This window comes from Dysgonomonas sp. 37-18, assembly GCF_001899125.1.
GTDB lineage: Bacteria > Bacteroidota > Bacteroidia > Bacteroidales > Dysgonomonadaceae > Dysgonomonas.
In genome coordinates this window covers 45,336-58,290 of record NZ_MKVC01000047.1, presented here as the reverse complement: position 1 = coordinate 58,290, position 12,955 = coordinate 45,336, and the positions used below count along the sequence as shown (strand labels likewise).

Here is a 12,955-nt window from a genome sequence, read left to right as displayed (position 1 = left end):
TAAACACCTTTGCCCAGTGAATACAAATGACCCATTGCAGGTTGGATTTAATTGAGAAAAGTTATGGAATCGGAAGTGTCTTTATGTATATATGCCTTGAATGAATGGTTTTCTTTGGGATTGGATTTTACGATTCCGACACATTGATTTTTGCATTAGTAAGACAACCTCTGCCAAATCGAAGCCAACCCCTACCACAAGCTATCAACCCCTTTACCATCAACGTTCATCCACGTACTTTTGAACTGCATTAATAGTGATGCAGAACAAATAAATCAAAAGTATTATGGACGAAAAAGTAAAAGACCAGGATGTTCTGTTGGTCGCAGAAAAAGGAAGTACCGAACTGAAAGCGGTAAAAGGCATGGAAAAAGGCGAATTGCAAACAACGCACCTTGACCCACGGGAAAACAACAGTTTCCTGAAAATTGACAAAAACGGCAACGCACTGGAAAATTTTATGTCGAACTTCATGCGTCAGGCCAAAGACCCTACGCATTTCCAGTTTTTTAAAGTCCCATTGGACTACATTGCCAAAGCAATTACTTTTATTGAAGATGGCCTGAAAAATCCGAAAGACCCCGATAATGCCAATAATTTAGAGCAGTATCGGGTCAAGCCCGAAGACTTTACTAAAAAACAATCGCATGCTATCGACGAAAGCCGTATCGACTGGAAACAGTTGGAACGATTGGGCGTTACGCGTGAATCGCTCGAAAAGAGCAACAGTTTGGATGCGATGCTGAACTTTCAAAAGTCGCCGGGGCTGATTCCCATCGTCGCCAAATTCGATGATGTTACGCTTCGCACCGATGCGCGGTTGTCGTTTCGCGAAACGCCCGAAGGGAACCTGACGGTTGCCATCCACGCCCTGCGCAAAGAACCCGAACTGGAACGCCCCTACTTCGGGATGAAGTTTTCGGACGAAGACAAGAAAAACCTGCTTTCTACGGGCAACCTCGGACGAGTGGCCGACGTGCAATTCAAGCAAGGCGAAAATACGCCTGTGTTCCTGTCGCTCGATAAGTTGACCAACGAATTGGTTGCCGTTCGTGCCGATAAAATCAAAATTCCTGAAACCATCAAAGGCGTTACGCTCGATGACAAACAGAAACAAGCCCTGTCCGAAGGTAAGTCTGTTTTGGTGGAAGGTATGACCGCCAAAAACGGCAAAGAATTTTCCGCACACATTCAGGTCAATGCCGATAAAAAGGGAATCGAATTTCAATTCGACAACAACGGGAAAAAGCAGGAACAGACTCAGAACCAACAGCAATCCGCATCAGGGGAATTGCGTATTCCGTCAAAGTTAGGCGGTGTGGAACTCACCCAAAAGCAGCAAAGCGACCTGAAAGCCGATAAAACGATTTACGTGTCGGGCATGGTAGATAAGCAGGGGCAGGAATACAACGCCTATGTGAAAGTCAACCACGAAGCGGGTAAACTGGATTTTTTCAAATGGAATCCTGATAAGGCAAAGGAAATCAAGCCCGACGAAGCAAGCAAAACGCAGGTGGCGGTCAATTCCGAAGGAAAAACCAACGAAGCCACCAAGAAAGTGGATGAACCACTGAAAAAGGGACAAACGCAACCTACCGAGAAACAGGAAGCCAAACAGGAAAAGAAAGAAGAAAAAAAGCAGGCAGCGGACAAACCCAAGAAATCGCAAGGTCGTAAAATGTAATACCCACCACTAAAATCCAAAGTTATATGATAGCAATAATAGCAGAAAAGCCGTCGGTAGCGCGAGAAATCGCCGCTATCGTTGGTGCAAACAGTAAAGACGAAGGCTTTATGTCCGGCAACGGGTATAAGGTTACGTGGGCATTCGGACACCTCATAACCCTTGCCATGCCCGAAGAATACGGCTTTGCGGGATTCAACCGCGAACATTTGCCGATTATTCCCGAAACGTTCAAACTCATTCCCCGTCAGGTGAAAGCCGAAAAGGGTTACAAGCCCGATGCAGGCGCATTGAAGCAATTGAAAATCATTAAACAAGTGTTTGATAGTTGCGACCGTATCATCGTAGCAACGGATGCAGGACGTGAAGGTGAACTCATATTCAGGTATATTTATCATCACCTGAATTGCTCAAAACCGTTTCAGCGTTTGTGGATAAGCAGTTTGACGGACAAAGCCATTAAGGAAGGTTTGCAAAACCTGAAAGCGGGCAGCGATTACGACAACTTGTACCAATCCGCAAAAGCCCGCAGCGAGTCCGATTGGCTCGTAGGAATCAATGCCAGTCAGGCGTTGAGTGTTGCCGCAGGTCGTGGTGTGTTCTCGTTGGGACGGGTGCAAACGCCTACACTCGCCATGATTTGCAAGCGGTATATGGAAAACAAACACTTTGTTCCCGTTCCGTTTTGGCAGGTAAAAGTTCAAACTGAAAAATCGAGTGTTCCGTTTGCCGCCGTCAGCAAGGAAAAGTACGAGCAAAAGAAATTGGCGCAAACCATTTTGCAGCAATTACAAGAAAGTAAATCCGTAAAAGTCCAATCCGTTGAAAAGAAGGAAGTCAATCAGGAACCGCCCCTGCTTTACGACCTGACTACACTTCAAAAAGAAGCCAATAGCAAGCACGGATTTTCGGCGGATAAAACGCTGTCCATTGCTCAAAAACTCTACGAAGCAAAGTTGACAACTTATCCAAGAACGGGCAGCCGTTATATTTCCGCCGACGTTTTCGACGAAATTCCGCAGTTGATTGACATACTCAAAAAGCATCCTCGTTTTGGCGATTATGCCAAAACAATGGATAATGCCGTCCTGAATATCCGCTGTGTGGATGACAAAAAGGTAACCGACCACCACGCGCTGCTTATCACCGAAAACAATCCGAAAGAATTGTCGGGTGATGACAAAACCATTTACGAAATGGTGGCAGGACGGATGTTGGAAGCCTTTTCAAAGAAGTGTATCAAAGATGCAACAACCATCATACTGACCTGTGGCGATGCCATTTTTGAAACCAAAGGCTCTATTGTCAAGCAAGCGGGTTGGCGAAACGTATTCAATGAAACAGAGGAAAGCAATGAAGACGAAACTGGCAATTTGCCGAACGTTCAGGAAGGCGAACAATTACCCGTCGTCCATTCCGAAGTCATGGAAAAGCAAACCAAGCCCATGCCCTTGCATACGGAAGCCTCGCTGCTGTCAGCAATGGAATCGGCGGGCAAGGAAGTGGAAAATGAGGAAGAACGGGCAGCAATGAAGGAATCGGGTATTGGTACGCCCGCCACCCGTGCCGCCATCATCGAAACGCTGTTTTCACGCGATTATATTCGCAGGGAAAAGAAATCGTTGGTTCCAACCGAAAAGGGATTGTCAGTGTACGAAATCGTGAAAGACAAACGCATTGCGGATGTTTCGATGACAGGGAATTGGGAAAATGCACTCGCCAAAATTGAATCGGGTGAGATGGATACGAATACCTTCCGGCAAGCAACGGAAGTATACACCCGACAAATCACCACGGAACTGCTTGGCACAAGCGTTTCGATAGCAGATAGAACCGAATGCCCCTGCCCGAAATGCAAAACGGGGAAAGTGGTTTACTATCCCAAAGTTGCCAAATGCAGCGATGAAAATTGCGGGTTGATGGTCTTCCGCAACAAAAGCGAAAAGCAACTATCCGACAAACAAATTTCAGACTTGCTGACTACAGGCAAAACCGCCGTTATCAAAGGGTTCAAAAGCAAAGGCGGCAAATCGTTCGATGCCGCCCTGATGTTTGATTCGGAATATAAGGTCGTGTTCGATTTTCCCGAAAAGAAAGGGAAAAAATAAACAAACTCTGTATCTTTGCCACTTAGAATCTCGGTCGTAACGGTTTTGCTGTTTCAACTGCGGATTTTAGTGGTGGCCTCGCCGAAGGGATTCGGCGGGGCTTTTACTATGGAATTTACGGTCTCAATTCGTATTCCATAAGTCGCCTTTTACCCAAATGAGCTTACCTTTTTTTATAAAGAAATGACTACGACAGCCCTCTAATTTATCTATTGAAGGAGATATGGTAGCTTTTCCAAATTTGTCTTGTCTAACTGACCACGATGGATAGTTTATTTTATCTAATGACAGCATTATTATATCGCCGCAACCACAAGGGCATTTCAAATACGCCCATTTTGTGTATTTTTTTCTACCTACTACATAAACAATATTGTCTATCAAGATATCAGGATCAGGATTATCTGGAATTATCTCAACCTTATATTGAAATTTTTTACATGACCAGAGAATTTCTCTGACTTTTCTCATAATAAAATTTAGTTGTTCCATTAGTTTGACATATCTAAAAATGGTTGCATATCTCCTCGCCCCCAATAATTTGATTGTCCACAAATTCGACATTCATTATTGGATTTATTTGCAGGAAATATTTCAGAACCGTCACCACATTTATGAAAGAAAAATAACTTATGAGGAAAATCCAAATAATCTTGATTATACCCCTGTATCCTGTTGAGAAGTTCATTAACAGCCATAGATGCGACTTGTGTTGTAAAAGTAACTACTGCAGGAGAAGGATTTTTTTCACCAATAACATAGGCTTCTTCTTTCAATTTTGTGTATGATTCCGGGTTATTACGCCTTAAGTCGTCTGCGCGAGCTCGCTCTGTATTTATGTTTTCTTTGGTTAGAAGACAATCGCTATCTGGAAAAAGATATGAAATCCGACCTTGTAAATCCTGTATTCCACTATTATCTTCTTTTACCGTAATTATCAATCCCATATCAATAACAGGCGTAAGATAAAAATATGCAAATCGATTTAGCAATATTCGACCTGAATTATCATCGGTACAACCAAAAATCAAATCACTTGTTTTTAAATGGTTTATACATTCTTGGTCTGAAACCCAATCTTTGGCAACAGATACTTTTGTGCCAATGCCAATCTCATTGATATATTGCAGCAAAACATCTACTTTGTATTTGCCAACATCCGATATTTTGGCACCATGCAATCTGTTTAAATTGGATTGCTCAACAATATCCTTGTCAATAAGGCATAACTCGCCAACTCCTAAACGAGTTAATAGCAAAGCAGTTGCAGAGCCGGTAGCACCTGCGCCAACGACCGATATTTTTAACTTCGATAAGTCTTGAACCAAAGCTTTTCCAAATGCCAATTGCTGCCTATTAAATACTTCCGGAGTTTCATAATCAGTTTTCTTATCCGGATAGTTCAATACTATCCTTTTTCCGATAATTCTGACAAGAGATATGGGAGTATTCGATAAGTCTGTTTTCCAAACTCGCCCGATCAAATTTCCATCAGCTAACATAACAAGACTCGCATGAATAGCATTATAGCCATTACGATTGAATGTTAACTGGAAAAGTTCTTTCTCTCCCTTATCATCTATTTCAGAAAAACAATCAAATCCTTCAGGATGGTTATGTACAACCACAACTGAAAAGTTTTTGCTTTCTGCTTTCTTTAAAACTTCAATAAAATGCTGATTATCCCAAACTACTTGGGTTGGCTCTGAACTTATCAGTTTATCATCTGCTAAAGTAACAACTTCTCTTGACAACAATCGTTCTTCTACTCCATCTACCAAAGAACGACCACAAATAACAAAGGCCACATGCTCATTGGAATCACCACTTAATAAATGACCTTTCAATTCTACATAATGTTTTTCTTGTAAAGTTATAGTATATTTCATTGTGCAATTTCTAAAGCGGTTATTACTTTTTGCAAATAAGTGTGAAGGCCATCAATGCCACTTCGCCATTCATTTGCTTGAAAATGTCGAGACCATCTTTGCCACGATTTACCTTCAAAAGATATGCTGCACTGTGTCTGTCTAGCATGCGTATTGTTAGGTTTAAGCAGAATTGCAGGATAAAAATACCACATATCAGGTTTGACATCAGGATACCCTTTGGGAATTAATATCAGTAAATCAGATTGCTCAACATTATATTTATCTTTTGGCAATAGCCAGTTCCGTATAATCAAACCATTCTGATTTCCTTCAACTTTTTCCTCAAAGGTATATCCTTTTTCTGTCAAATATTGCCTGTCAAATTCAGGTAAAAACATCTTATCCCTCAGTTGTAGATTTTGCACCAGTGAAAAACTGTTCTCTGCCTGGTTGACTTAAATCAACCTGCTCATTATCCGCAATCTCTTTGTCCGGATTTGGACCATTAACTTTCAACCAAACTCCATAATTTGAAGGCGCATTTACCAGTTTTTTGATTTCCAAACCTGTGATAACCTGGTTCTCTACATCAAATGGTTTCTGGTCAACCATAATTTTAAAATTCATTTCTTTTGCCATGTTTTTAAATTTAATTTAAATTAATTATTGCTACGCAAATTTTAGTCCAGCAATATTTTACTGCCACAATGACAGCTATTTGAACTGTTTTATTAGATTTGTAAATATTTAAAACAACGTTCCCTTCTTACTCCATCAATTTTGATAAGAAAGCAGGATTGGCAACGCAGATTGGCAATCCTGCTCTTAAAGAGTAATTTTATTTTTCTTTTCTTACTCCCTTGAATGGTGTACCGTCATCTTTTACATCCATAAATCTACCATCTGGGCCACGCTTAACCCATTTCTCTATTTTAGGGTTAAAAACTTGTTCTCTTTGCTTGACTGCACCATTGCGGTGTCCATCACCGACTTTACCATTTCTTGCCATAATAAAAGCATTTTAGATAATTCAACATTAACTACGCATAATTATACCTTTTCCACGGGATTCTTGAAGTGGGAACTTTTGCAAGGAATCTGACAATATCAGGTCTTCCTTGATAAGTTGGCACGCCTCTTGAATCTTGTGCCATCAAAATGATTGGTACGCCCGGAAAAGCGGGGGTAAAACTACGCCTTGCATTTTCACACTCTATTGAACTGTTAAGCACATGTGGCTTAACGATTACGATTGCAAAGGTTACCCCTTGCTCTTTAAGTACAACTCCTTCAAATTGCATTTCATTTTAATTATGATTTAAAACTAATGCCCTTATACATCACGGCGTTAGGACTTACATCCGGTAGGATAGAATTTACTGAAATAGAGCGAAATGCTTGTGAAGTAAAAATAAACTTTTACCTTTGCAGCCTTGTTGGGAACAATTTCAATAAACATGGAATGCCAAAGGGTTACCAGCCCCGTTAAACTCCTACAGTTTTAATACATTCCAAATAAATGCCTTAGAAGTTACCGCTTCCGAGGCATTATTTTTTGTTTCTTTGGTAATCTTATCCGTTTAATCTGATTCGTACTTCTTCTTTTATCTTCACATTGCTATGGATAAAACTAAAATTATCAAGCAACTGTGTTACTTCATTATAGATATTCCCTTTTTTCTTAGTATCCTTAATGGTAATAACAAGACAAAATTCTTGACTGGGAATTCTATCTTCCTTTTCGCATTTCTCTTCAGTAACACTGCGATATTCTCCTTCTAACTTTAAATACCAATGTTTTGGAGAGTGCAAAAATTTCTCTTTATTTGCATCTCTAAATTCATCGAGACTCACATTCCACTTTTTTATTGGTTGATATTTACCGCTATATGCAATAAGCATTCTTTCCGTTGCAAATGGAGTATCTAAATCTTTAGATGCTTTTGTGCTATAATTATCCATCGCTAAAATGTTTTTTCGACCTTTAGCACCTATAGGATTCTTTATCCTTGACTTAGTTGTATCTCTTGTTGTTTTCTCATCATAGGTTCCCAACATAACCTCAATATTTGATTGACAGTATTCCGCCCCTTGTGAAACATCCAATATCGGGTCTGTAACAAGAGTCGCTGATATTTCTCCGTAGAAATAACCGTCATCATCAATCATACTTTGAGGGAAAGGGAAATCCAATATTTCAATAAAATTGCCTCTTTCCAATGTGTCTTGAAGTATGAGAGTTATTTCATTCGGTTCATTAAATAGAATATCTTTAGAGTTGGATGGAAGGCCAAATCCTGTGTATCTTATTTTATCTGCAATTGGCATTTTCATTTCTTCCGGATATTTAGCAGAATGTATGATTAATGCCTTTAGTAGTGTTGGATTAAACGATTCATTTAACATTGCATCAAGTCCTGATGTAATGGCTGCAATTCGAGGTGTTGAAAAACTCGTCCCAACTTGCTTAGCGATTTGACCGTTAGGCGAAAATGACTTTACCGGATTTAGAATAACGTTATTTGAGGCATCAAGTCCTGCATTACCACCAATATGAACAACATCAGGTTTAATTAAATGAGAAGGGCCTCGACCTATTCGAGAAAAAGGGGATGGATTATGTTTGTCTGCAATGTCCGTTTCATTCTTATCGTGAGTTAGTGAACCAACAACAAGCCCACGAACAGTGTCGGCAGATTTAGCAATTCGGCTTACAGGTGCATTCAGTTTAAAATTGGTGCAATTTCCGGCAGACTTACAGATAAGGACATTGTTCTGCTCCTGTATTTCATCTAATGCTTTTGCAAAATCAGAAAACTCAGATATATCGGCTTCATGACTTGTTCCTAATGACAAATTCCACACTTTAACATCATTATTACGACTAATCGCATCTCTTATTTGTTGAATGAGTTCTTCTTCCGTTATTTGTTGCTTTTTTGTATTGGGCATTACTATTGCTTCCAATAACTTACATCCTTCAAAGCCAGTGTACTCTTTGCCTTCTAATTCATCTCCATATAGTAACACTCCGGCAACAAATGTCCCGTGGCTTTTGTCCACATCTTCATCGGGATAATATGTAATATTTTCGTTGTGTAGCCATGGTTGCAAATGTGGAATGTTTGCGATTCCAGTGTCCAATACTCCAACTATGGGGTAATCAACCCCTGCTTTGGGTTGTTTGACAGGGATGGTAATTTCTTCGGTAAGTTCATCTAAAGTAATATCGTAGGTTGGCATTTCTGTTACTAATTGAATACCGTCAAAATCTTTCAAATCTTCAAATGCATCTGTGGACATGCCATTTATTCGATAGATATTTAATTCACTCGTGTATGAAGTAGCGCTGAAATCCAGTTGGTATTTTTTACAGTACTTTTCAAATTCTTTGGCAAGAACAATATTTAAAGAAGTGTCTCCGTAATTAAACAATTTTACCTTATAAATTGTATTTCCACTTGGTTCTATATTTATTTGTGGCTTAAACTCCTCAATACCAATTACGGCAGAAAGTCCTATTATTGTTGATTTACTTGGAAATTTGCTATCTGCATTAGCGATTTTTTCGGCAATTATCTGTAAATCATTTACATTGTCAATTTTAATTAAAACAATATCTTCGCCACTAATACCAATTGTATTCAATTTATTGCTAATATTGAAAAGTGCCCCGATTTCTTTTCTATATGTTTTCGCAAGAGCATTAGAATTTAATTTTAATTTTATTATTGATGGAATATAATTATTCCTCTCCACTTTTTTTATGAGTGATTCAGATAAGTCACCTAAGGCTTGACGGATAAATATTGATTTCTCGCGTGCATTCTGAACATTTACCCACTTAGGAAGATTTCCCCCACCGCCTTCTGTATTTCGTTCATCTTTCTGTCTTTTTTGAAAGAACTTTATCGGAAGATTTTTTTCTGCCATAACTATGATTGTTTATTTAAATAATTCCGTATTTGCCTAATGGAAACATTCATCCGTTCGGCAATGGTGTTTTGAGGAACACCATTTTCGTTTAAAAATTCCACTAGTTTTTCAATGGTAAGATTGCCATGACGATTGAACTCAAATAATTCAATAAGAACATCTTCGTACTGCAATTCACCCCTGTCACTAATGACTGTTTGGGCTTTTGCATTATTGATTATGGTTTTTATGTCCGAGGGTGATTTTTCAGCAAACAACTTTGCTAATTTATCGAGCCTTTTCTCGTCACCATTAAATTCTGTATCAAAATCGCTTGTAAATGTTTTTATCAGTTTCACAATCTCATCTTCCTGTGGTAATCCAATCTCAATTACAGTGTTGAACCTTCTCCAAATTGCTTTGTCTAATAATTCGGGATGATTTGTTGCCGCGATAAGGATATTTTGCCTTGCAAATGAGTCTATATTTTGCAAAAGACTATTAATTACTCGTTTTAGTTCACCCAACTCATACTGGTCATCTCTTGCTTTTGCAATAGCATCAAATTCATCTAAAAACAATATGCATGGCTTATTATCAGCAAAATCAAATATTTTTCGTATGTTTTTTGCCGTATTACCTAACAGAGAAGAAACGATTGCATCAAACCTTGCAATAACTAAAGGCAACCCTGTTTGTTCCGATATATACTTGGCAATAGTTGTTTTTCCACAACCCGGATTACCATATAAGAGCAAGGAATTAGAAGTTTCCACACCCCTTTGTATCAGTTGACTTTGATGTTTGACTACGTTAATGAAATCGGCGATTTTACTGTCGATTAACTTAGGTAAAACTATGGGCGTATCATCTTTTGATGGAACAGCCACATCAACAATACTCAACCGACTTTCTTGGTCAACCGGCGTTGTCAGCAATTCATCCATCGTCACAGTGGTTGCGGTTCTACTCTCGATTGCTTTAAGAATCATCTTGGACATTTTGCTGTCACCATCTTTTTCAATCTTTTCTGCAAGCAATTTAGAGTAATTAAAGACCTTTTTCGTGTCCTTAGCCAAACCACCTTCTATAATTCTTAATATTTCAGTATACATAAAAGTCATTCTTGGAATTTTTATTCGATGCAAAGATATGAGTTTTTAAAATACAAAACAAATATATCGTAATAAATTTCACGCTAACTGTTATTTTAATTCCAAATACCGTAATGCAAACTAAAATAATCGTAATTTTAATTCCGGATAATGATGGTAAAGAACTCCCATTGGGTCATTTGTTCTTGATGTACAGATGGTTATTAAGTCTATCCCCCCTTCTTCAACAACTTCCTCAATTCTGGATCATTCTCAATCCTTTCCAACTCCTCCTTCACAATCTGAATCACATCCTTTTTTACCTGCTCGTAGTTCTGTTGGATTTCCGCCTGCATGGTATCGTTACCCTCAGCATCCGTGAAGTCCACAATTTCAGGTATCTTCTTGTACACCTTCGTCTCCGCTGCAACCGCCGCATTGTCCACCACTATTTCGGCATGGAAAATCTTTTGGTCGATGCGCTCGTCAAAGTTGTCGGACACCGCGCCGACAAACATCCCTTGCGTGAGGTTACTGATTTTACTGGCAGGAATAAGGCTGTCCAACTGTGTGCTGATACTGGTTGATTTGTCATTACGGTTAATCGTCATTGACTGTCGTTTTTGCAGCACTTTCCCGAAACGGTCTGACAAGGTTTTAGCCGTTTCGCCCACAACCTGACCGCTGAAAATATTGCCCACCGTATTTTGAATCACCTTGCTTTCCTTGTCCCCGTAATCGCGGATTAACTGGCTGTAATCCTGAAAGCCTAAGCAAACAGCGACTTTGTTACTTCGTGCTGTGGCAATCAGGTTATCCAAGCCACGGAAGTAAATCGTTGGTAACTCGTCAATGATAACCGATGATTTCAGTTGTCCCTTCTTGTTTATCAACTTTACAATACGGCTGTTGTACAAGCCCAAAGCGGCGGAATAAATATTCTGACGGTCGGGATTGTTACCAACGCACAATATCTTGGGTTCGTTTGGGTTGTTGATGTCCAAGGTAAAATCATCGCCCGTCATCACCCAATACAGTTGCGGACTTATCATTCTCGAAAGTGGAATTTTAGCACTGGCAATTTGCCCCTGCAACTGGTCTTGCGCATTGCTTTCCCATGCGTCCATGAATGGTGAAAGGTAGTTTTCCAAAGCGGGATACGAAGTCAGAATCGGGAAAATATCGGCATAGCGGCGGTTCAACAACTCGATAGCGTGCGGAAACGTGCAGTATTTACCGTCTTGGTAAATTTTGAGATACCAAATTATGGCTGCAAGCAGGATAATCGGCGATTCCACAAAAAAATCGCCTTGCTTCTGTATCCATGTGCGGTTCAAATTGAGCATTATCGTGTAGGCACTCTCGTAAGCATCACTGATATCCGTCATAAATGCAGGATTAATCGGGTTGCACCGGTGGCTTTTGCGCGGATTGTCGAAGTTTATTACATAGAACTTGGGCGGAACCTCATACTTATCAAGATTGTTCAGCAAGGTATTGTAGGCAATCACTGACAAATCGTCGAACTTGTAATCGTAGATGTACATCGAAAATCCTTTGCGGATATGCTGTTTGATGTAGTTGTTAACCACGGCGTAGGACTTTCCCGAACCCGGTGTACCCAACACAATGGATGCGCGGAACGGATTGACCACATTTATCCAACCGTTGTTCCACTTCTTTTGATAGAAAAATCGTGTCGGCAGATTGATGGAATACTCGTTTTCCATCAGGCGTGTTTCCTGCATGAACGATTCGTTTTCGAGGTTGAACACGTCGTCCATCATATTATTTTTCAATAGGCGCGACATCCATAGTCCGGCAACCAACAGTAAAATGTAGCCGATAGTCATTGTCAGAATATACAATGCTGTGTTGAATACCAACGGTAACGGCAGATACAGTAACCACCAATTCAGGAAGAAAAATATAAACCCGAAGGTCAGGAAAGTGTAAATCTTCGCCCATGTGATTTTTTCTTCCTTCACACCCTTAGTTCCTAAACAGGACAGGGCAACGAATACTACGGCAAATATTTTCGTCCAAAGGATGGATGAAAACAGCCCCGCCGTGTTTTGAAAATTCATTAGGATTTTATCGACCACGCCGATATTGATACCCCAATCCTTGATGGCTTGGTAGCAGAACCAATAAATGTTGATTACTACGAACAATATGCTGATTGCCCGCATAAATTCCATGACTTTCGCCAATCCTCTTAAATCGTCTTCGTTTTGCATAACTTTAATGTATTATGAGATTAATATTTGTAACTTTGCTTTC

At 39.8% G+C, this 12,955-nt stretch carries 10 protein-coding genes; 2 read left to right on the top strand and 8 right to left on the bottom strand.

The annotated features are described in order from the left end of the window. Positions 1-286 precede the first annotated feature (286 nt). Both BGO84_RS17420 and BGO84_RS17415 read left to right on the top strand, forming a co-directional pair. A complete protein-coding gene (locus BGO84_RS17420; RefSeq protein ID WP_085535604.1) occupies positions 287-1,684 on the top strand; it encodes a DUF3945 domain-containing protein in 1,398 nt (465 codons plus the stop codon). A 26-nt stretch (positions 1,685-1,710) separates the two neighbouring features. Continuing rightward, positions 1,711-3,792, top strand: coding sequence for a type IA DNA topoisomerase (locus BGO84_RS17415; protein WP_085535605.1), 2,082 nt, complete (start codon positions 1,711-1,713; stop codon positions 3,790-3,792). A 123-nt stretch (positions 3,793-3,915) separates the two neighbouring features. Here the strand turns inward: BGO84_RS17415 and BGO84_RS17410 are convergent, their stop codons facing one another. The 8 genes from BGO84_RS17410 to mobC all read right to left on the bottom strand — a co-directional run bounded on the left by BGO84_RS17410 (position 3,916) and on the right by mobC (position 12,912). Then, positions 3,916-4,263, bottom strand: coding sequence for a DUF6527 family protein (locus BGO84_RS17410; RefSeq protein ID WP_085535606.1), 348 nt, complete (start codon positions 4,261-4,263; stop codon positions 3,916-3,918). A 20-nt stretch (positions 4,264-4,283) separates the two neighbouring features. Then, positions 4,284-5,681, bottom strand: a complete 1,398-nt coding sequence (locus BGO84_RS17405) for a ThiF family adenylyltransferase (RefSeq protein ID WP_085535607.1) — start codon at positions 5,679-5,681, stop codon at positions 4,284-4,286. After that, positions 5,678-6,061, bottom strand: a complete 384-nt coding sequence (locus BGO84_RS17400) for an E2/UBC family protein (RefSeq protein ID WP_085535608.1) — start codon at positions 6,059-6,061, stop codon at positions 5,678-5,680. Before BGO84_RS17400 ends, BGO84_RS17405 begins: the two co-directional genes overlap by 4 nt. Before the next feature lies 1 nt (position 6,062). Next, on the bottom strand, positions 6,063-6,302 hold the full coding sequence (locus BGO84_RS17395; RefSeq protein WP_085535609.1) for a multiubiquitin domain-containing protein: 240 nt from the start codon (positions 6,300-6,302) through the stop codon (positions 6,063-6,065). A 199-nt stretch (positions 6,303-6,501) separates the two neighbouring features. Further along, positions 6,502-6,672 (bottom strand): hypothetical protein, encoded by a 171-nt coding sequence (locus tag BGO84_RS17390; RefSeq protein WP_095996241.1) that lies wholly within the window; start codon positions 6,670-6,672, stop codon positions 6,502-6,504. Positions 6,673-7,235: 563 nt separating this feature from the next. Continuing rightward, the gene (locus BGO84_RS17385; RefSeq protein WP_085535611.1) at positions 7,236-9,596 is read right to left on the bottom strand and encodes a S8 family peptidase; all 2,361 of its coding nucleotides are present in this window, start codon (positions 9,594-9,596) and stop codon (positions 7,236-7,238) included. Between the two features lie 2 nt (positions 9,597-9,598). Further along, positions 9,599-10,702 (bottom strand): ATP-binding protein, encoded by a 1,104-nt coding sequence (locus BGO84_RS17380; protein WP_245832389.1) that lies wholly within the window; start codon positions 10,700-10,702, stop codon positions 9,599-9,601. Positions 10,703-10,902: 200 nt separating this feature from the next. Further along, the gene (gene mobC / locus BGO84_RS17375) at positions 10,903-12,912 is read right to left on the bottom strand and encodes a conjugal transfer protein MobC (RefSeq protein WP_085535612.1); all 2,010 of its coding nucleotides are present in this window, start codon (positions 12,910-12,912) and stop codon (positions 10,903-10,905) included. Positions 12,913-12,955: the final 43 nt, after the last annotated feature.

What these genes read in the sequence shown, in the direction of transcription:
- BGO84_RS17420 (WP_085535604.1), top strand. Translation starts at nt 287, where the DNA reads ATGGACGAAAAAGTAAAAGACCAGGATGTTCTGTTGGTCGCAGAAAAA.
- BGO84_RS17415 (WP_085535605.1), top strand. Translation starts at nt 1,711, where the DNA reads ATGATAGCAATAATAGCAGAAAAGCCGTCGGTAGCGCGAGAAATCGCC.
- BGO84_RS17410 (WP_085535606.1), bottom strand. Translation starts at nt 4,263, where the DNA reads ATGAGAAAAGTCAGAGAAATTCTCTGGTCATGTAAAAAATTTCAATAT.
- BGO84_RS17405 (WP_085535607.1), bottom strand. Translation starts at nt 5,681, where the DNA reads ATGAAATATACTATAACTTTACAAGAAAAACATTATGTAGAATTGAAA.
- BGO84_RS17400 (WP_085535608.1), bottom strand. Translation starts at nt 6,061, where the DNA reads ATGTTTTTACCTGAATTTGACAGGCAATATTTGACAGAAAAAGGATAT.
- BGO84_RS17395 (WP_085535609.1), bottom strand. Translation starts at nt 6,302, where the DNA reads ATGGCAAAAGAAATGAATTTTAAAATTATGGTTGACCAGAAACCATTT.
- BGO84_RS17390 (WP_095996241.1), bottom strand. Translation starts at nt 6,672, where the DNA reads ATGGCAAGAAATGGTAAAGTCGGTGATGGACACCGCAATGGTGCAGTC.
- BGO84_RS17385 (WP_085535611.1), bottom strand. Translation starts at nt 9,596, where the DNA reads ATGGCAGAAAAAAATCTTCCGATAAAGTTCTTTCAAAAAAGACAGAAA.
- BGO84_RS17380 (WP_245832389.1), bottom strand. Translation starts at nt 10,702, where the DNA reads ATGACTTTTATGTATACTGAAATATTAAGAATTATAGAAGGTGGTTTG.
- mobC (WP_085535612.1), bottom strand. Translation starts at nt 12,912, where the DNA reads ATGCAAAACGAAGACGATTTAAGAGGATTGGCGAAAGTCATGGAATTT.